This is a genomic window from Micromonospora sp. R311 (assembly GCF_056780015.1).
The window spans coordinates 127,298-145,581 of the sequence record NZ_JBSWCE010000014.1; the positions used below are offsets into that span (position 1 = coordinate 127,298).

17 protein-coding genes are annotated in these 18,284 nt (G+C 72.5%); 12 read left to right on the forward strand and 5 right to left on the reverse strand.

Features of this window, described 5'->3' with window-relative positions:
* Positions 1-6 precede the first annotated feature (6 nt).
* Positions 7-1,242 carry an NAD(P)/FAD-dependent oxidoreductase gene (locus AC1WTP_RS14370; protein WP_481649741.1) on the forward strand — a complete coding sequence of 412 codons (1,236 nt, stop codon included), beginning with the start codon at positions 7-9 and terminating at the stop codon, positions 1,240-1,242.
* Between the two features lie 49 nt (positions 1,243-1,291).
* On the opposite strand, the gene AC1WTP_RS14375 is transcribed toward AC1WTP_RS14370, so the two are convergent.
* Together AC1WTP_RS14375 and AC1WTP_RS14380 are read right to left on the reverse strand one after the other, a co-directional pair.
* Positions 1,292-2,953, reverse strand: a complete 1,662-nt coding sequence (locus AC1WTP_RS14375; RefSeq protein ID WP_481649742.1) for a hypothetical protein — start codon at positions 2,951-2,953, stop codon at positions 1,292-1,294.
* 134 nt (positions 2,954-3,087) lie between these two features.
* Entirely contained in the window at positions 3,088-3,639 is a 552-nt protein-coding gene (locus AC1WTP_RS14380) for a TetR/AcrR family transcriptional regulator (RefSeq protein ID WP_481649743.1), read from the reverse strand.
* Between the two features lie 83 nt (positions 3,640-3,722).
* Between AC1WTP_RS14380 and AC1WTP_RS14385 the strand changes: the two genes are divergently transcribed.
* From AC1WTP_RS14385 to AC1WTP_RS14395, 3 genes are all read left to right on the forward strand, one after another.
* Positions 3,723-4,436 (forward strand): alpha/beta fold hydrolase, encoded by a 714-nt coding sequence (locus tag AC1WTP_RS14385; RefSeq protein WP_481649744.1) that lies wholly within the window; start codon positions 3,723-3,725, stop codon positions 4,434-4,436.
* A 97-nt stretch (positions 4,437-4,533) separates the two neighbouring features.
* The gene (locus AC1WTP_RS14390; protein ID WP_481649745.1) at positions 4,534-5,874 is read left to right on the forward strand and encodes a nicotinate phosphoribosyltransferase; all 1,341 of its coding nucleotides are present in this window, start codon (positions 4,534-4,536) and stop codon (positions 5,872-5,874) included.
* Positions 5,875-5,936: 62 nt separating this feature from the next.
* A complete protein-coding gene (locus AC1WTP_RS14395) occupies positions 5,937-6,557 on the forward strand; it encodes an L-threonylcarbamoyladenylate synthase (RefSeq protein WP_481649746.1) in 621 nt (206 codons plus the stop codon).
* Positions 6,558-6,608: 51 nt separating this feature from the next.
* Here AC1WTP_RS14395 and AC1WTP_RS14400 read toward each other — a convergent pair whose 3' ends face one another.
* Positions 6,609-7,343 carry a hypothetical protein gene (locus AC1WTP_RS14400; RefSeq protein WP_481649747.1) on the reverse strand — a complete coding sequence of 245 codons (735 nt, stop codon included), beginning with the start codon at positions 7,341-7,343 and terminating at the stop codon, positions 6,609-6,611.
* Between the two features lie 216 nt (positions 7,344-7,559).
* Between AC1WTP_RS14400 and AC1WTP_RS14405 the strand changes: the two genes are divergently transcribed.
* Complete coding sequence (locus AC1WTP_RS14405) at positions 7,560-7,892, forward strand: nuclear transport factor 2 family protein (protein ID WP_481649748.1); 333 nt, start codon at positions 7,560-7,562, stop codon at positions 7,890-7,892.
* Positions 7,893-7,944: 52 nt separating this feature from the next.
* Here the strand turns inward: AC1WTP_RS14405 and AC1WTP_RS14410 are convergent, their stop codons facing one another.
* Positions 7,945-8,322: a nucleotide pyrophosphohydrolase gene (locus AC1WTP_RS14410; protein ID WP_481649749.1), complete on the reverse strand. Its 378-nt coding sequence runs from the start codon at positions 8,320-8,322 to the stop codon at positions 7,945-7,947.
* A 173-nt stretch (positions 8,323-8,495) separates the two neighbouring features.
* On the opposite strand from AC1WTP_RS14410, the gene AC1WTP_RS14415 reads away from it, so the two are divergent.
* The 7 genes from AC1WTP_RS14415 (at position 8,496) to AC1WTP_RS14445 (ending at position 17,546) form a co-directional block, all read left to right on the forward strand.
* The gene (locus AC1WTP_RS14415) at positions 8,496-9,998 is read left to right on the forward strand and encodes a pyridoxal phosphate-dependent decarboxylase family protein (RefSeq protein WP_481649750.1); all 1,503 of its coding nucleotides are present in this window, start codon (positions 8,496-8,498) and stop codon (positions 9,996-9,998) included.
* Positions 9,999-10,298: 300 nt separating this feature from the next.
* Positions 10,299-11,870, forward strand: a complete 1,572-nt coding sequence (locus tag AC1WTP_RS14420) for an ABC transporter substrate-binding protein (protein ID WP_481649751.1) — start codon at positions 10,299-10,301, stop codon at positions 11,868-11,870.
* Between the two features lie 7 nt (positions 11,871-11,877).
* Positions 11,878-12,834: an ABC transporter permease gene (locus AC1WTP_RS14425; protein ID WP_481649752.1), complete on the forward strand. Its 957-nt coding sequence runs from the start codon at positions 11,878-11,880 to the stop codon at positions 12,832-12,834.
* Positions 12,831-13,715, forward strand: coding sequence for an ABC transporter permease (locus AC1WTP_RS14430; protein ID WP_481649753.1), 885 nt, complete (start codon positions 12,831-12,833; stop codon positions 13,713-13,715). The genes AC1WTP_RS14425 and AC1WTP_RS14430 overlap by 4 nt, the downstream gene beginning before the upstream one ends.
* Complete coding sequence (locus AC1WTP_RS14435; RefSeq protein WP_481649754.1) at positions 13,715-14,764, forward strand: ABC transporter ATP-binding protein; 1,050 nt, start codon at positions 13,715-13,717, stop codon at positions 14,762-14,764. The genes AC1WTP_RS14430 and AC1WTP_RS14435 overlap by 1 nt, the downstream gene beginning before the upstream one ends.
* Complete coding sequence (locus tag AC1WTP_RS14440) at positions 14,761-15,762, forward strand: ABC transporter ATP-binding protein (RefSeq protein WP_481649755.1); 1,002 nt, start codon at positions 14,761-14,763, stop codon at positions 15,760-15,762. The genes AC1WTP_RS14435 and AC1WTP_RS14440 overlap by 4 nt, the downstream gene beginning before the upstream one ends.
* Positions 15,759-17,546, forward strand: a complete 1,788-nt coding sequence (locus AC1WTP_RS14445) for a gamma-glutamyltransferase family protein (RefSeq protein ID WP_481649756.1) — start codon at positions 15,759-15,761, stop codon at positions 17,544-17,546. Before AC1WTP_RS14440 ends, AC1WTP_RS14445 begins: the two co-directional genes overlap by 4 nt.
* Here the strand turns inward: AC1WTP_RS14445 and AC1WTP_RS14450 are convergent.
* Positions 17,543-18,229: a GntR family transcriptional regulator gene (locus AC1WTP_RS14450; RefSeq protein WP_481649757.1), complete on the reverse strand. Its 687-nt coding sequence runs from the start codon at positions 18,227-18,229 to the stop codon at positions 17,543-17,545. The two genes, AC1WTP_RS14445 and AC1WTP_RS14450, sit on opposite strands and share 4 nt — an antisense overlap.
* Positions 18,230-18,284 lie beyond the last annotated feature (55 nt).

Here is an 18,284-nt window from a genome sequence, read left to right on the forward strand (position 1 = left end):
GAGACCGTGACCGAGCAACGCCCGTTCGTGATCGTCGGGGCCGGCCTGGCCGGGGCCAGAGCCGCGCAGACCCTGCGCGAGGAGGGGTTCGACGGCGAACTCGTCCTGCTCGGCGCGGAGGCCGAGCGCCCGTACGAGCGGCCGGCGCTCTCCAAGGGCCTGCTGCTGGGCACCAGCGAGCGGGACAGCGTCTACGTGCACGACGCCGGCTGGTACCAGGCCCACGACGTCGACCTGCGGACCGGCACCCGGGCCACCGTCCTCGACCGACAGTCCCGGCAGGTCACCACGGCCGACGGGGAGTGCTTCCGGTACGACCGGCTGCTGCTGGCGACCGGGGCACGGGCAAGGAGCCTGCCGGTCCCCGGCGCGGACCTCGACGGCGTGCTGCGGCTGCGTACCCTCGCCGACAGCGACCGGATCTCCGACTCCCTCGTCGACGGGGCGGACGTGGTCATCGTCGGCGCCGGTTGGATCGGCCTGGAGGTGGCGGCCGCCGCGCGTACCCGGGGCGCCAGCGTCACCGTCGTGGAGGTCGCCGACCTGCCCCTGCAACGGGTCCTCGGCGACCGGCTCGCCACCGTCTTCGCCGACCTGCACCGCGCCCACGGGGTGAGCTTCCGCTTCGGCGCCCAGGTCCGGGAGTTCGAGGGTGCCGGCCGGGTCAGCGGCGTCCTGCTGGCCGACGGCACGGCCCTGCCCGCCGACCTCGTCGTCGTCGGGGTCGGCGTCCAGCCGGACACCGACCTCGCCGAACAGGCCGGCCTCGCCGTCGACGACGGCGTCCTCGTCGACCACACCCTGCGGACCAGCGACCCGCACGTCTGGGCCGCCGGCGACCTGGCCAACGCCCAGCACCCGCTGCTGGACTCCCGGGTGCGGGTCGAGCACTGGGCCAACGCGCTGCACTCCGGGCCGGCCGCCGCCCGCGGCATGCTCGGCCGGCCGGTCAGCTACGACCGGCTGCCCTACTTCTACACCGACCAGTACGAGCTGGGCATGGAGTACACCGGTCACGCCCCGCCCGGCTCGTACGACCGGGTCGTCGTCCGGGGCGACCTGGCCGCCGGAGAGTTCGTCGCGTTCTGGACCGCGCGGGGGCGGGTGCTGGCGGGCATGAACGTCAACGTCTGGGACGTGACCGACCCGATCAAGGACCTGATCCGCTCCCGGCAGCCGGTCGACCTCGACCGGCTGGCCGACCCCGCCGTCGCCCTCGGCGATCTGTCGAAGCCTCACTAGTCGCGGCAGCCCCCGGTCGCCGCCCGCCCCGAGCCGGGCCGGCGCGGCGTCACCGGGCTTCGCAGATGCGACCGCTGAACGCCGGGTCGGCCTCCATTCCGGCCGTCCAGATCGGGTTGAGCCACAGGGCGAGGGGCGGCGCCTGCCAGGCCGCGCCCAACTGCTGGATGAGTCGGTACTCCGGCCGGGGCTGCTGGACCGGCTCGTTGGCGAGGAACTCCGTCACCGCCCGCCGCACCAACTCCTGGTCGAGCGGGAACGCGTGCAGTCCGGGCACCTCGACGGTGGGGATCCGGGAGTACTCGCCCGGTGGTGCCTCCACGGCGGAGACGGTCGGCAGGAAGGCGATCATCCGCACTCCGGCGACCGGGCAGAGCGTGCGGTTGCGGAAGAAGGCCGCATCCGCGATCACGGACCGGACGAACGGCTCATCGGGGTCGCTGTCGACTTCCTTCGCGAGGTTGGACAGCCGCGCGATCTGGCGCAGTTCCCACCCCGCGACCACGCCCCAGCCGGAGTAACCCTCCGGTGGGTAGTAGACCCGACCAGGGCGGGTCAGCGGGCTGAACATGACGACCGCCTCCACCGGCGACTGCGGCCACCGTTCCAGGTACATCCGGGCCACCATGGCGCCCTCGCTCTCGCCGAGCAGCGCCACGGGACGGCCGGTCCGCTGTCGCAGCGCCTCGACGTGCTCGGAGAGCAGCGCGGCGCTGGAGCCCACCGATCGGTGGGTGTCCAGCGGCTGGTACGGCAGCGGGCGTTTTCGTTCGTCGAGCCCCCGGTAGGAGAACCGCTCCACCCGGGGGTCCACCGCGGGCCGGCCGTCGTAGCTGGAGTCGTGCCCGGCGATGGCGATCACGGCATAGGGGACCTGCTCCGGCAGGCGTTCCGAGAGCACCGGAACGCGCCAGTCGCCCTGCCCGCCGGCCATGATCCCGAGCCCGGCCTCGGCGAACACCGCCGAGGCCATGATGACGACGATCGCCAGCGGTGCCACCGGCACCCGGCGCAGGCGCACCGGTGGGGGCAGCGCCGCGGCGGTGACGGTCCGCCGCCAGAGCAGGCCGTTCGCCACCCCGGCCGCGGCGGCGACCGGGATGCCATACCACAGCGGTACGACCGAGATGAGCGCGCCGGCCACGGTGAGGACCACGAAGGTGAGCAGGGACCAGCCGAACAGGGCAGCCGAGGGCAGGCCGCGCCACCATCTGTCGACGACGCCGCCGCGCACGAGGAACGGCGCCAGCACGAGCATGGGCAGCACCGACGCCAGCAGGTACCACGACAGCGCCACCGCCGAGTACGCCACGGCGAGGGCGGCCCACGGCGAGATGATCACCGTGGCGAGGGCCGCCACCTCGATGTTGCGCCGGATCAGCCAGCGGTACGACGGGCGTGGGGTGTGCGCCGGCCATGCCAGGCCGGTCAGCCCCGCCGAGAGCAGACCGCGGACCAGGGTCACGGCCAGCAGGCCGAGCAGGAACGCCGACCAGGAGTCGTGGTAGACCAGCAGCCACCGCAGGTCATGGTAGGAGTCGTACGGCCAGACGGCGGTGACCTGGGGCGCCAGCCCCCGGGCGGAGTAGAAGTTGAAGACGGCCAGCACGGCGGCCTCCACCGCCGGCGGCACAGCGGCCAGGGTGAGCAGCGCGACGGTTCTCCGGCGTGGCGGAGCCCCGGCGCCCCCTTCCGACTCCTCATGTCGCACGTGAAGCAGCTCCTACCGGCAACCGGTCTCGTGTCGCGGGATCCCGCGCGGGGCTGCTTACCCCGGTTGCCGGCCTTCTTGCTGCGCCACCTGACAGATCTGCGCAGGTGGCTGCCGTGGCACGGCCGCCCGGGTCAGTCGGTCACGCCGTGCAGGACCATCGAGACGGTCTGGCGGACGAAGGCGTCGTCGGCGGGTCGCCCCCGGAAGACCACGCGGGACCAGATCGCTCCGGCGAGCGCGTCCATGATCGTCATAGGGTCCGCGTCGGGGGCCAGCTCGCCACGGCGGACGGCCCGCTCGAAGATCGGGCGCTCCCGGGTCAGCCGGTCGGCGAAGAACCGCTGCGTGCTGGCCGCCAGCTCGGCCCGGTGGGCGGAGGCGGCGAGCGCGGCCACGGCCACGTCGGCCGCGGGTGGCGTGGTGAGGAGCGCGACGATGCCCCCCGCCACCACTTCCAGGTCACCCCGCAGGCTGCCGGTGTCCGGGGTGGGCAGGTCGAGCATCGGCGCCTCCACGAGCGCGTCGGCCAGCAGCGCGGGCTTCGACGGCCACCACCGGTAGATCGTCGTCTTGTTCACGCCGGCGCGCCCGGCCACCGCCTCGATGGTGAGGCGGTCGTAGCCCTTCTCGGCCAGGAGGGTCAGGGTGCTCTCGAAGATCTCCTGCTGTCTGCGCGGTGCCACACCGAAGAGGATAGCAACGCAACGATGCGTTGTGTTCTACTACAACGCAACGCATCGTTGCGTTGCGAATGAGGGGAGAGCGCATGACCCTGCCCGTCGTCCTCGTCCACGGCATCCGCGTCAGCCGCACCATGTGGGACCCGGTCGTCACCGCACTCGACCGGCCGGCCCTCGCGGTCGACCTGCCCGGCCACGGCACCCGCCGCGGCGAGGCGTTCACCCTGGCGGCCGCGGCCGAGACCGTCGCCGCGGCCGTCGACCGCGTCGGCGGGCGGGCGCTGCTCGCCGGCCTGTCACTCGGCGGCTACGTCGGCATCACCGCCGCCGCCCGCTTCCCCGACCGGGTGGCGGGGCTGGTCGCGATGGGCTGCACCTCGCGGTCGACCCAGCTGGCCCGGCTCTACCGCGCGGCCGCCGCCCTCGCCGCCCGCTTTCCCGAGCAGGCCAACCGGTTCAGCGTGTACGCGTTCCGCCGCGCCCTGCCCCGGCCGGCGGCGGACTCCGTGGTCGCGGGCGGATTCTCCTGCGAGGCGCTGCCGGCGGTCGTCGCGGCGCTCACCGGACAGGACCACCTCGCCGCCCTGGCCGCCTACCCCGGCCCGGTCTGGCTGGTCAACGGCGACCGTGACCCGTTCCGCGGCGACGAGCGCGCGTTCCTCGACGCGTGCCGCGACGGCCACCTGATCCGGCTGCCCCGCACCGGTCACGTGACCATCCTGGCCGACCCGGTCCGGCTCGCGAGCCTGCTCGACGACGCGGCATCCGAGGTCGAGCAGCGGCGTCCCGCCCAGCGCTGAGCGCGACCGGCCCGCCCGGGCGGGCCCCAGGTTCTCCGGTTCGCCGTACGTGCCGCCACCTCCTCGACCACAGTGGTGGCGTGGTCGAGGAGGTGGCATGACCGGATTGCGGACCGACCTGTACGAGCTGCGGATGGCGGCCAGCTACCTGCGCCGCGGCATGGTCGAACACGCCACGTTCAGCCTCTTCGCCCGCCGCCTGCCCCCGCGGCGCGGCTTCCTGGTGGCCGCCGGCCTGGCCGAGGCGCTGACGTTCCTGGAGGGCTTCGCCTTCGACGACGACGACCTCGACTACCTGCGCGACGTCGGCGGATTCGACCAGCAGACCCTGACCGCGCTGGCCGGGATCCGGTTCACCGGCGACGTCTGGGCGGTACCGGAGGGGCGGGTGGTCTTCGCCGACGAGCCGCTGCTGGAGGTCACCGCGCCGCTCGCCGAGGCGCAGCTGGTCGAGACCGGCCTGCTGAACCTGATCACCTTCCAGACCACGATCGCCAGCAAGGCCGCCCGCTGCCGGCTCGCCGCCGGCGGCGCCCAGTTGATCGACTTCGCGTTCCGGCGTACGCACGGGATCGACGCCGGTGCGGGGGTGGCCCGTGCGTCGGCCATCGCCGGCTTCGCCGCGACCAGCCACGTCGAGGCCGCCAAGCGCTACGGACTCAAGCCCTCCGGCACGATGGCCCACTCGTACGTCGAGGCGTTCCCCGACGAGCGGGCCGCGTTCCGGGCGTTCGCCACCGACTTCCCCACGAACCCGATCTTCCTGGTCGACACCTACGACACCCCGGCCGGAGTGCGGGCCGCCGTCGACGTCATCGCCGAACTCGGCCTGACCGGGCCGCTCGGCGTCCGGCTCGACTCCGGCGACCTGGCCGCGCTGGCCGGGCAGACCCGCGCGATCCTCGACGCCGCCGGGCTCACCCGGGCGCAGATCGTGGCCAGCGGCAGCCTCGACGAGGACCTCATCGCCGCGATCGTCGCCACCGGCGCGCCGATCGACGCGTACGGCGTCGGCACCCGGATGGGCGTCTCCTACGACGCGCCATCACTGGACAGCGCGTACAAGCTGGTCGCCGTCGGCGACCGGCCGGTGCTCAAGCTGTCGCCGGGCAAGGCCACCCTGCCCAGCCCCAAGCAGGTCTTCCGCGATCCCACCGGCGCCACCGGCGACGTGGTCGGGCTGCGCGACGAACCGCCGCCGGGCAACCGCGAGCCGCTGCTCGTCCCGGTGATGCGCGGCGGCCGCCGCCTCGACCCGGCCGACCCGGCCGGCGAGGTACGCGCGGCCCGCGGCCGGTTCGACGCGGACCTCGCCTGGCTGCCGGAGGCGGCGCGGCGGTTGGCGGACCCGACGCCGCTCACCGCCTCGGTCAGCCCGGCGCTGACCGCGCTGCACGACCGGGTGGCCGCGCAGTTCGGCCGCGGTGGCCGGTACTGAGGGTCGGCCCGGCCGCGGCCCCGCTGGTGCCCGCGTGGTCGGGGAGCGCCTAGGCTCGGTGGATGGCGAGGTACTACGACGTGCACCCGGACAACCCGCAGCCCCGGGCCCTGCGGCAGGTCGTCGACCTGATCCGGGACGGCGGGCTGGTCGCCTACCCGACGGACTCCTGCTACGCGTTGGGGTGTCAGCTCGGCAACCGCGACGGGCTGGACCGGATCCGGGAGATCCGGCACCTGGACGAGCGGCACCACTTCACCCTGGTGTGCCGGGACTTCGCCCAACTCGGCCAGTTCGTCAAGGTCAGCAACGCGGTCTTCCGGCTGGTGAAGGCCTCCACCCCGGGCAGCTACACCTTCATCCTGCCGGCCACCCGGGAGGTGCCGCGGCGGCTGCTGCACCCGAAGAAGCGCACCGTCGGGGTGCGGGTCCCGGACCACACGGTCGCCCAGGCGCTGCTGGCCGAACTCGGTGAGCCCCTGCTGTCGAGCACGCTGATCCTGCCCGGCGAGGACGAGCCGATGACCCAGGGCTGGGAGATCAAGGAACGGCTCGACCATCTCCTCGACGCCGTGATCGACGCCGGCGACTGCGGGAAGGAGCCGACCACCGTGGTCGACCTGTCGCAGTCCGAGCCGGAGATCCTGCGCCGGGGCGCCGGCGACCCGTCCCGCTTCGAGTGACGGCGGGCGCGTCGGCGCGGCCGGCGCCTGACGCCGGCCGGTGCGGCGTCGCTACGGGCCGGTGGGTGTCGGGCTCGGCGACGAGCCCGGCTCCGGGGCCCGGACCGGGCCGTCGCGTTCCGGCCGGCCGGCCTCCCGCGAATGCCGGAACATCGCCTCGCCCTTGGCGAACCACGCCACCCCGAAGGCGAGCACCGCGACCGCCTCGCACCAGAACAACGGCTTGAGCGTGTCCCGGGTGGACTCCGGAAGCGCGTTGCTCGCCACCGCGAGGGCGATGGCGGCGAGGATGATCGCGCCGCAGGCGTGGTAGAGGCCGTTGCGGGCCCGGGTTCGGGACTCACGGATGCGGGGGTCGGCCCGGGGAAACAGGACGATGCAGAAGACGGCGAGGATCACGAACAGCGCCGCGGCCGAGATCTGGTGCACCCGACCGACCGTGACGTCGGCGGACGTGATCGTGCCGCCCGGATCATGCGTCGCGGCGGGAAACAGCGCGACCGTGATCGCCAGCACCCCGGCGATCGTGCCGAGCACGTCGTCGACCTTGCGCTGGCGGTAGGAGATGAGGAAGACCCCGATCGCGCACATACTGCCGACGAAGACGTCCCGCATCTCCGTGTAGTAGAAGGCGCTGATCGAGTTGAGCAGGGTCAGCGTGCCGGTGACCAGCGCGTGGCCGACGGTCAGCACGAACGGCAGCGCCATTCCGACCACCCCGATGCCGAGGCGCAGCCGGCGTACCGTCTGGGCGTCCTGCGCCGGCGTGACGGGCGAGGAGTCCATGGGTCCCTCCCGGGTGTGGTCGGGCTCGGCACCTTCAGTTGAAGCCGCACGACGCTGCGTGTCAATGCGGTTGCGGCAGGTCGGCGGGCAACGGGCGAATCGGCCCAAAGGCCTGCTGCCCCGGTCGGGCCGCCGATAGGCTGCGGACGAGCGGCGGGACCGCGAGTGCGGGCGCACGCGCGAACGGCCACGACTGGGACATGGAGGAGCGCACCCGTGACAGTCACCGTCCCTGACGTGATCTCCCGTTACTACCGGGCCAGCAACGGACGCGACCCCGGGGGGCTCGTCGCGTGCTTCACCGACAACGCCATCGTCGCCGACGAGAACCGGACCCACGAGGGCCCAGCGGCGATCCGGGCCTGGTACGAGCGGACCAAGACCGAGTACGACCACACGGCCGAGCCGGAGGCCGTGGCGGAGGAGGCCGGCGGCAACGTGGTGGTGACCGCCCTCGTCTCGGGCACCTTCCCGGGCAGCCCGGTCCGGCTGCGCCACCGTTTCACGCTGCGCGACGGTCTGATCGGCGCCCTGGACATCCGGCAGTAGCACCCTCGGCGGCTGCCCGCGCGGGGCCGCCGCTCGGCGCACGGCACCGGGCTCACCGCTTGGCGGCGGAGCCCTTCGCCTGCTCGACCGGGTAGCGCACGGCGGCCTCGTCGAGCTTGGCCAGGGCGGCCTCGACCAGGTCGATGCCGAGCACGTCGGCGAGGCGGGTCAGGTAGATCGTCACGTCACCGATCTCGGCCCGGACCCGGGCGCCGGCCACCGGGTCGGACATCACCTCGGCCGACTGCTCCGGGGTGAGCCACTGGAACTCGGCGAGCAGCTCACCGACCTCACCGCCGAGCGCCATGGCCAGGTTCTTCGGCGTGTGGAACGGCTGCCAGTCGCGCTCCTCGGCGAAGACCCGGACACGGTGGCGCAGCAACGGGTGGCCGGAGCGTCCCGGCCCGGGCTGCGCGGGTTCGGCTGTCATGGTCGCCGAGGATACGTGCGCCGGCCAGCCGGCGACCGGCTGGCCGCAGCCGTCGGCGTCCGGTCAGCGGCGCCGTCCCGCTCCGGGGTCCGCGCGGCCGGTGGCCGGCTCGGCGCGGACCTCGACCGGCCACCGGAGCCGGACTGTCGGCCGGCCGAACTACTCTCCCCGCCATGACTTCGACCCCACCCGGCCGGCGCGGCGTCGACTCCGCGCTGGACCCTTCGGCCGAGACGATCCGCGACATGGCCGGCCAGGCCGTCGAGTGGGTCGCCGGCTACCACGACTCACTGCACGACCTGCCCATCGCGCCGCGCACCACCGCCGCCGCGCTGCAGGAACTGCTCGCCGAGCCGCTGCCCGTCGAGGGCCGCGACTTCGCCGACCTGCTCGCGGTCTTCCGCGACGTGATCGTGCCCGGCAGCCGGCACAACGGGCACCCGCGCTTCTTCGGGTACGTCTCGGCGCCGGGCACGGCGGTCGCGTCGGTGGCGGACCTGCTGGCCTCGACGCTGAACGCGAACCTGCCCGCGTGGCGGTCGGCGCCCGCTCCCACCGAGCTGGAGCACGTCACCATCGGCTGGATCACCGAGGCGCTCGGCTACGCCCCGAGCGCCGGCGGCCTCTTCACCAGCGGCGGTTCGATGGCCAACCTCACCGCGCTCGCCGCCGCCCGACACCGGCACTGCGGTGACGCGGTCGCCACCCGTGGCGCGAGCGCCCATCCCGCTCCGCTGCGCGTCTACACCTCCACCCAGGCCCACCACTCGATCCACAAGGCTGCCGCGCTGCTCGGCATCGGTCGCGCGAACGTCCGCGAGGTCGCGGTCGACGCCCGCTTCCGGATGGATGCCGACGCCCTCGTCCGCGCCATCGAGCAGGACCGGGCCGCGGGTGCGGAACCGTTCTGCGTGGTGGCGAGCGCGGGCACGGTGGTCACCGGCGCGGTCGACCCGCTGCCGGAGATCGCGGCGGTCGCGCGCCGGTACGGGCTGTGGCTGCACGTCGACGCGTGTTACGGCGGCTTCGCCCGACTGGCCCCCTCTGCCCGCCCGCTCTTCGACGGCCTGGCGGAGGCCGATTCGATCGCCCTCGACCCGCACAAGTGGCTCTACCTGCCCGCCGACTGCGGCTGTCTCATCTACCGCGACCCCGACGCGGCGCGCGCCGCCTTCCGCCTGGACGCCGACTACACCCGGGTCACCCAGACCGAGCCCGCCGAGGCGTTCGCGTTCTGGGACCACGGCCCGGAGCTCTCCCGGCGCTTCCGGGCGCTCAAGGTCTGGATGCTGCTGGCGCACGCCGGTTCCCGGGCGATCGGCGACGCGATCGAGGGCAACCTCGACTGCGCCCGCTACCTGGCGGAACTCGTCGAGGCCAGCGACGACTTCGAGCTGCTCGCCCCGGTCGGGCTCTCCATCTTCTGCTTCCGCTACCTGCCTCCGTCGGCCCGGACGGGTGCCCGATCCGAAACCGACGAGGAGGAGCTCGACCGCCTCAACGAGCGGATCATGGTGTCGCTGCAACAGGCGGGCAGCTCGTACCTGTCGAACGCGACCGTCAACGGCCGCTTCGCGCTACGCGGCTGCGTGCTCAACTACCGCACCACCCGCCGCGACATGGAGATCCTGCTCGGCGACGTCCGCCGCGCCGCCGAGGTGTCGGGCGGCGGGTAGGCGAGGAGCGTCGCGCGGGGCGGCGGCGTCGGCGCCCGACGGCACGCCGGCTCGTGACGGCGTCCCCCGTGCCCCGCCGATCCGCGCCCCGGCGACTACGGCCCCGGTCGCCGCTCAGCAGCCATCGAAGGAGGTCTTGCGTCGGTCATCGTATACAACATACGCTCCCCGAATCGCCCACTCGAGGAGCTCCCGATGACGAACCTCTCCTTCAGCGAAACGAGCCCGCGAAGGCTCCGTCCACTCCGGGCCGCTGTGGCGGCGGTCGCTGTTGCCTGCACCGTCGCAGCCTGCTCGCCGGTGTCGGACAGCGGGGGCGGCGCCCAGTCCGGCGACAACCAATCGGCCGGCCAGGACTCCTTCGGCACGCCGGCGGACCCCGCCGCGGTGAAGAACGGCGGTAAGTTGGTCATCGCCCTCTCCGCGGAGCCGGACGCGCTGGACCCGACCCTGTCGCGCAGCCTCTACTCGCGCTACGTCTTCCAGGCGATGTGCCAGAAGCTCTACGACGTGGACGAGCAGGCGCAGGTCGTACCCCAGTTGGCGAGCGCTCTTCCCACGACCAGCGGCGACGGGAAGGCGGTGACCATTCCGCTACGCCCGGACGCGCGCTTCGCGGACGGTACCCGGTTCGACGCCGCCGCCGTGAAGGCGACCCTGCAACGGCACCTGACCAACGCGCGGTCGGCACGCAAGAGCGAACTCGGTCCCATCGAGACCGTCGACACGCCTGACGCGCACACCGTCGTCATCCGCCTGAAGCAGCCGTTCGCGCCCCTGGTCGGCGCGTTGGCGGACCGGGCCGGCATGATCATGAGCCCGAAGGCGCTGCAGACTCTCGGCGACGACTTCGCCTCGGCGCCGGTCTGCGTCGGGCCCTTCAAGTTCGCCAAGCGGGTGCCGCAGAACTCGATCGACGTCGTCAAGGACCCCAACTTCTACGATGCCGCGAAGGTCCACCTCGACGCGATCTCGTGGCGCATCCTCAGCGACGCCAGCATCCGCGCGGCCAACCTGCGCTCCGGCGACGCCCAGGTCGCCGACAGCATCTCCACCCAGGACGTCGCCGCGTTGCAGGCGGACAGCTCGGTGTCGGTCCTGCAGTCGCAGTCGCTCGGCTACCAGGGACTCACCTTCAACATCGGCAACGTCGATGGCGTCGGCACCACACCCAGGCCCATCAACCGTCCGATCGCGCAGAGCGCCAAGGTCCGACAGGCCTTCGAGCACGCGATCGACCGGAAGGCGCTGGTCCAGGCGGTCTTCAACGGAATCCCGGCCGTCGCCTGCTCACCGATCTCGCCCGCGAGCCCGTTCTCGTCGCCGGAGGCGCAGACCTGCCCGCCCCACGATCCGGCCAAGGCCAAGCAGCTGCTCGCCGAGGCGGGCGTCCAGACGCCGTACCCGGTGACGATGCTCGCGTCGAACACGCCCGACACGCTTCGCCTGGCGCAGGCGCTCCAGGCCATGGTGAAGGACGGCGGATTCGACCTCAAGATCAACCCGGTGGAGTACTCCTCCCTCCTCGACGAGCAGGACCGCGGCAACTTCGAGCTGCTGCAACTGGGCTGGAGCGGGCGGATCGACCCGGACGCCAACATCACGAACTTCGTCGGCACCGGCGGGAGCCAGAACGTCTCCGGCTACAGCAACCCGCAGCTCGACGCCGTGCTGACCCAGGCTCGCCAGTCCAACGACCTCGAGGAGCGCAAGAAGTTGTACGGGCAGGCGGTGGCGATCCTCCAGCAGGACGACGCGCTGATCTATCTCTACCGGCAGCGGAACCTGACCGCCGTCTCCAGGAAGATCCAGGGCCTGCAGGTCTTCCCGGACGGCGTGATCCGCGCGGCCTTCGCCGGGTTCACCAAGTAGGTCTCCGGTGGCCCGGTATCTGATCACGCGCGCCTGGCAGTCCGCGCTGACCCTGCTGTTGTCGACGGTCGTGGTGTTCCTCGGCGTGCGGGCGCTGCCCGGGGACCCGGCCCTCGCCCTGGCGGGGGAGGACCGGTCCCCGGAGGCGCTGGCGGCCATCCGTCACCACTACGGGCTGGACCAGCCGCTGCCACTGCAGTTCGCGCAGTACGTGGAGCGCGTCGTGCAGGGCGACTTCGGCGAGTCGATCCGAACCGGGATACCGGTCTCGTCGATGCTCACCACCGCCCTGCCGGTGACCGTCGAACTCTCCGTCCTGGCGATCCTCATCGCCGCGGCGCTGGGCGTCGGCGCCGGGGTGCTCGCGGCAGTACGCCGCGGGCACCCCGCGGAGTGGCTCGCCAACGGACTGGCACTCGTGGGCCTGTCGGTGCCGCACTTCTGGCTCGGCCTGCTCGCGATCCTCTACCTCTCCGTGGCCACGGGGCTCTTCCCGGCCTCGGGATTCGTGCCCTTCCTTGAGGACCCGGTGGACAACCTGCACCACATCGTCCTACCGGCGGTGATCCTCGGCACGGGCCTCGCCGCCATCATCATGCGACAGACGCGCTCGGCGATGCTGGACTCGCTCTCCTCCGACTACGTGCGTACGGCGAAGGCAAAGGGTCTTCGGCCACGAGCCGTCATCACCCGGCACGCGCTGCGGAACAGCCTCATCGTGGTGGTGACGGTCGTCGGCCTCCAACTCGGGGGCCTGATATCGGGGGCGGTTGTCACCGAGCAGATCTTCGGGCTCCCCGGCTTCGGCAAGATGACCATCGACGCGGTCTTCCAGCGGGACTACCCGGTGATCCAGGCCGTCGTCCTGCTCACCGCGACGGCCTACATCGTGATCAATTTCCTGGTGGACCTGCTCTACTCGGTCATCGACCCACGGATCAGGGTGACGGGAGATCCGGCATGAGCGTTCTCACCGTTCCGATGGCGGAGACCGGTCCCGCCACCGTCACCCGGCGTACCCGGGTGCTGCGGCGGTTGCGGAGGAACCCGCTAGCCGTCGTGAGCTTCGTGGTCCTCGCGCTCGCCGCCGTCGTCGCCGTGTTGTCGCCCTGGATCGCCCCCTACTCGGTCGAGCAGACCGACTTTGCCCACACCTTCTCACCCCCGGGCACCCCGGGACACGTCCTGGGGACCGACGACCTGGGTCGTGACGTCCTGTCCCGCATCATGCTCGGGGCGCGGGCCTCCCTTCAGGTGGCGCTCCTGGCGGTGGCCACCTCGCTGGTCATCGGTGTGCCGCTCGGGCTCGCCGCGGGCTACTTCCGGGCCTGGGACGCGGTGATCTCACGCTTCACCGACCTGTTGCTCGCGTTCCCGTTCCTGATCATGGCGGTGGGGTTGGCGGCCATCCGGGGCGCCAGCCTCGGCAACGCCGCGGTGGCCATCGGGATCGCCCAGATCCCCGGGGTGATCCGCGTGGTGCGTTCGGACACCCTGCGGCTGAAGTCACTGGACTTCGTCGCCGCGGCGGTCGTGGACGGCGCCAGCGACCCGTGGGTGCTCGCCCGGCATATCCTGCCCAACGCGACGTCGGTGATCCTGGTGCAGGCGACGGTCGCGATCCCGGCCGCGATCCTGGGCGAGGCGGTGCTCTCGTTCCTCGGCCTCGGCATTCAACCCCCGGCCCCCAGCCTCGGAACGATGCTGGCCACCGCCCAGCAGTTCGCCGCGCGTGCCCCGTGGGCAGCGGTCCTTCCCGGCGTCGTGATCATGGGCCTGGCGCTGGCGTTCAACGTCTTCGGCGATGCCCTTCGGGACGCCCTCGACCCGAAGGGAGACCGCTGATGACGACGGTCCAACGGGCGGGTGCCGCCGCCGTGGTCGGCGCACCCGTTCTGGAGGTACGCGATCTCTCGGTCTCGTTCACCACCGAGGGCGGAACCGTGTCGGCCGTCGACCGGGTGGACCTGGAACTCGCTTCCCGAGAGACCGTCGGAATGGTGGGCGAATCGGGGTGTGGCAAGAGTGTCACGGCGATGAGCATCGCGGGCCTGCTCCCCGACAGCGCCCGCATCTCCGGCTCGGTGCGGCTCAACGGGACCGAGCTGGTCGGCACCCGTGAGTCGGTCCTGCGTCGGGTGCGCGGGAAGGAGATCGCCTACATCTTCCAGGAACCGATGACGTCGTTGAACCCGGTGCTCACGGTCGGCCGTCAGATCGGGGAGGTGCTCCAGGTCCACGAGCGGATGTCCCGCCGGGCCGCCCGGGCGCGGGCCGTCGAGCTGCTGTCGCTCGTCGGTATTCCGTCCGCCGCGAAACGGGTCGACAACTACCCGCATCAGCTCTCCGGGGGCATGCGTCAGCGGGTGATGATCGCGATGGCGGTGGCCTGCGGGCCGCAGGTGCTGGTGGCCGACGAGCCGACCACAGCCCTGGACGTCACGGTCCAGGCCGGCATCCTCCAGGTGCTCCGGGACCTGCGGGACAGGCTGGGCACGACCATCCTCATCATCACCCACGACCTCGGCGTGATCGCCGACATCGCGGACCGCGTCGTCGTCATGTACGCCGGGCGGGTGGTCGAGCGAGCGCCGGTCACCGCCCTGTTCGCGCACCCGCACCACCGGTACACGGCCGGACTCCTGTCGGCTTCTCCGACGCCGGGCAGGCACGCCGGCACCGAGCGTCTGCAGGAGATACCCGGCCTGGTGCCCGTCCTGTCGAGCCAGCCCGACGCGTGCACGTTCGCGGACCGCTGCCCGGCCGCCGACGCACTGTGCCGGGCGGCCGCGCCGCCGCTGGAGGTGGTCCGACCAGCGCTCGCCGCCCACCTCGCGGCATGTTGGCACCCCTGCCCGACGCCTCGGACGCAGCCTGAGGAGACGACCGCATGACGCCGCAGCCGAACGCCCTCGAACTCGAGGACCTGGTGATGCACTTCGGGCCCGTCCGTGCCGTCGACGGCGTGTCCCTCACCATCCCCAAGGGCCGGGTCACGGCGCTGGTGGGGGAGAGCGGCTCCGGCAAGTCGACCGTGGGTCGGTGCGTGGTCCGGCTCGTGCAGCCCACCGCGGGCGCGGTCCGGATCGCCGGCGCGGATGTCACCCACCTGTCCCGGCGGCAGCTACGCCCGCACCGGAGCACCGTGTCGATCGTCTTCCAGGACCCCGCCGGCTCGCTGGACCCGCGCATGCTGGTGGGCGACATCGTGGCCGAGCCGCTACGGCTGTCCGGCAAGCGGATCTCCCGGCGCGACCGGGAGGCCCGAGTCGCCACGGAACTGGGAAGGGTGGGCCTCAGGGCCGAAGTGGCCCGCCGATATCCCCATGAGCTCTCCGGGGGGCAACGCCAGCGGGTCAGCATCGCCCGGGCGCTGATCTCCGAGCCCATGCTGCTCATCGCGGACGAACCGACGAGCGCACTTGACGTGTCCGTGCAGGCGTCGGTGCTCAACCTCCTCGCCGACCTGCAGCGGGACATCGGTTTCGCCTGCCTCTTCATCACCCACGACCTGTCCGCCGTGGAGTACCTGGCCGACGACATCGCCGTCATGTACCTCGGCCAGCTCGTCGAGAAGGGCTCGCGCGAGCAGATCTTCACCCGACCTGCCCACCCCTACACCCAGGCGCTGCTGTCGGCCGCACCGGTGGCCGACCCGGTTCGCCAACGCCGGCGTCAGCCGGTCCTGCTCGGCGACGACCTGCCCTCCGCGCTGGATCCTCCCTCAGGCTGCCGCTTCCGTACCCGGTGCCCGCTCGCGTTCGACAGGTGCGCGACGACGGTACCGGCGCAGGTACCGATCGGTGGCGGCATGGCCGCGTGCCACCTGGTCCAGCCGGACGGCAACCGGCCCGACGTCCGGGCCGCCGACCCGAACGAGGTGTTGTCATGACGTTCACCACCAGGCCGACCCTGCAGGGAACCTTCGGGATGGTCTCCTCGACACACTGGCTCGCCAGCCAGGCGGCCATGGGCATCCTCGAGCGGGGTGGCAACGCCTTCGACGCGGCCGCCACCGCCGGGTTCGTCCTGCACGTCGTTGAGCCACACCTCAACGGGCCCGGCGGCGAGGTGCCCGCGATCGTGGCGACGGCCCAGGACCCGGCCCCGAAGGTGCTGTGTGGACAGGGGCCGGCGCCGGGCGGCGCCACCATCGCGCACTTCCGGTCCCTCGGCATGGAGCTCATCCCCGGATCCGGTCCGCTCGCGGCGGCCGTGCCCGGCGCCGTGGACGCCTGGCTCCTCCTGCTGCGGGACCACGGCACGCTTCCTGTCGAGGACGTGCTGGAGCCGGCGATCGGATACGCCGGCGCGGGCCACCCGCTGGTCGGCAGGGTCGGCGACACGGTTGCCGCCGTGCGGTCGCTGTTCGAGGAGCACTGGCCCACCTCCGCGCAGCTCTGGCTACGCGACGGCAGACCGCCGGCGGCGGGTGTGATGTTCGCCAACCCGGCCTACGCCCGGACCCTGCGACGACTGGTGGACGCCGGACGGGCGGCCGGATCCGACCGGGCGGCACAGATCGACGCCGCGCGTCGGGCCTGGGGTGAGGGTTTCGTCGCCGAGGCGATCGACCGGTTCAGCCGGCAACCCTTCCAGGACTCCAGCGGGCGTCCCCATGCCGGCCTCGTCACCGGCGCGGACATGGCGGCCTACCGCGCGACCTGGGAGGACCCGGTCACCCTCGACTGGCGCGGCTACTCGGTGGCGAAGACCGGCTTCTGGGGACAGGGACCGGTGTTGCTGGAGACGCTGTCCGTCCTCGACGCGCTCGACGACCCCCGGGTGTACGACCCGTCGACCGCCGCCGGCATCCACGCCCAGACCGAGGCGCTCAAGCTCGCCTTCGCCGACCGCGAGGCCTGGTACGGCGACGGTGACGTGCCCGCCAAGACACTCCTCTCCCGGGAGTACGCGCGCCAGCGGGCGGCCCTGATCGGACCACAGGCGTCGACGGAGTTGCGACCGGGGCGTCCCGACGGGGCGGAACCCCGACTGCCACGCCGTGTCCGGCACGGCGCCGGACGTCGCGCCGACCTGGCGGACGCCACGACGGGGGAGCCGACGGTGAAGGCCGACGGGGTGACCCGCGGCGACACCTGTCACGTCGACGTGGTTGACCGCTGGGGCAACATGATCTCCGCAACCCCGAGCGGAGGGTGGCTGCAGAGCTCTCCCACCATTCCGGAACTCGGCTTCCCCCTCGGCAGCCGCCTGCAGATGTTCTGGCTGGAGGAAGGACTCGCCTCGTCGCTCGCCCCGGGACGCCGACCACGCACCACACTGAGCCCGACCATGGTGCACCGCGACGGGCAGCCCGTCCTGGCGTGCGGCACACCCGGCGGCGACCAGCAGGACCAGTGGCAGCTGCAGTTCCTGCTCCGCCATCTCGCGCGGGACCAGTCCCTGCAGGAGGCCATCGACGCGCCCATGTGGCACACCGTCAGCCTGCCGGCGTCGTTCTACCCGCGCGACTGCGAGCCCGGCGTCCTGGTGCTGGAGGATCGCCTGGACGCGGAGGTGCTGGCGACACTGCGTGCGTACGGGCACGAGGTGCGGCTGTCCGACCCGTGGAGCCTCGGCCGGCTCTGCGCCGTGACCCGCGACCCGGTGACGGGTGTGCTCGCGGCCGGAGCGAACCCGCGCGGAATGCAGGGCTACGCCTGCGGCCGCTAGCCCTGCAGGGCTCCATACCCGCTCTCGGCGTTCTCGAAGGCCGCCGCGGACGCCGCGTCGAGATGGGCGAGTGCGGCCCGCTCGGCCCGGTCACCGTCGCCGGACTCGATCGCGTCGACCAGCTGAATGTGCTCGGCCCACGAGTGTGTTGCCCGTTCCGCGGCGCCCAGCCGGAAGACCCACTGCACATGGAGGTAGAGCGCCTTGGCGATCGAGGACAGCCAGGGGTTTCCGCTGATCTGGAGGATCCGCAGGTGCAGGGCGCTGTTCAGCTCGGCGACCCGGCGCAGGTCCTGCCGCTGCGTCGCCTCGCGGCCCTGGTCCAGCAGTGCCCGCAGAGCGGCCACATCCGCCGCCGTCGCCCGCTCGGCCGCCAGCCGGGCGGCCAGCGCCTCCAGGCGCTCGCGTACCGCGAACATGTCCGCGATGGTGCCGCTGCTCGGGGAGGCGACGACCGCCCCGCGGCGGGGCAGGATCACGACGAAGCCCTCCGCTTCCGCGACGCGCAGCGCCTCCCGGACGGGGTTGCGGGAGACGCCGAAGTCTTCTGCCAACCGGTCCTCGGTCAGCCGCTCACCGGGGAGGTAGTCGCCGTTGATGATGGCGGTCCGTAGTGCGGCGAGGACCTGATCGCGTAGCGGCAGGTGTTGAGCGCCGATCTTGTCCCGCAGGTCTTCAGTCAACCTGATCGCCTCTCCGTGAACCGTCCAGACGAAGTGTATACGAAGAACAATCTTG

Coding starts and splice junctions, on each gene's coding strand:
- AC1WTP_RS14385 (WP_481649744.1), top strand. CDS start 3,723: ATGACCCTGCCCGTCGTCCTCGTCCACGGCATCCGCGTCAGCCGCACC.
- AC1WTP_RS14390 (WP_481649745.1), top strand. CDS start 4,534: ATGACCGGATTGCGGACCGACCTGTACGAGCTGCGGATGGCGGCCAGC.
- AC1WTP_RS14395 (WP_481649746.1), top strand. CDS start 5,937: ATGGCGAGGTACTACGACGTGCACCCGGACAACCCGCAGCCCCGGGCC.
- AC1WTP_RS14400 (WP_481649747.1), bottom strand. CDS start 7,343: ATGGACTCCTCGCCCGTCACGCCGGCGCAGGACGCCCAGACGGTACGC.
- AC1WTP_RS14410 (WP_481649749.1), bottom strand. CDS start 8,322: ATGACAGCCGAACCCGCGCAGCCCGGGCCGGGACGCTCCGGCCACCCG.
- AC1WTP_RS14415 (WP_481649750.1), top strand. CDS start 8,496: ATGACTTCGACCCCACCCGGCCGGCGCGGCGTCGACTCCGCGCTGGAC.
- AC1WTP_RS14430 (WP_481649753.1), top strand. CDS start 12,831: ATGAGCGTTCTCACCGTTCCGATGGCGGAGACCGGTCCCGCCACCGTC.
- AC1WTP_RS14435 (WP_481649754.1), top strand. CDS start 13,715: ATGACGACGGTCCAACGGGCGGGTGCCGCCGCCGTGGTCGGCGCACCC.
- AC1WTP_RS14440 (WP_481649755.1), top strand. CDS start 14,761: ATGACGCCGCAGCCGAACGCCCTCGAACTCGAGGACCTGGTGATGCAC.
- AC1WTP_RS14445 (WP_481649756.1), top strand. CDS start 15,759: ATGACGTTCACCACCAGGCCGACCCTGCAGGGAACCTTCGGGATGGTC.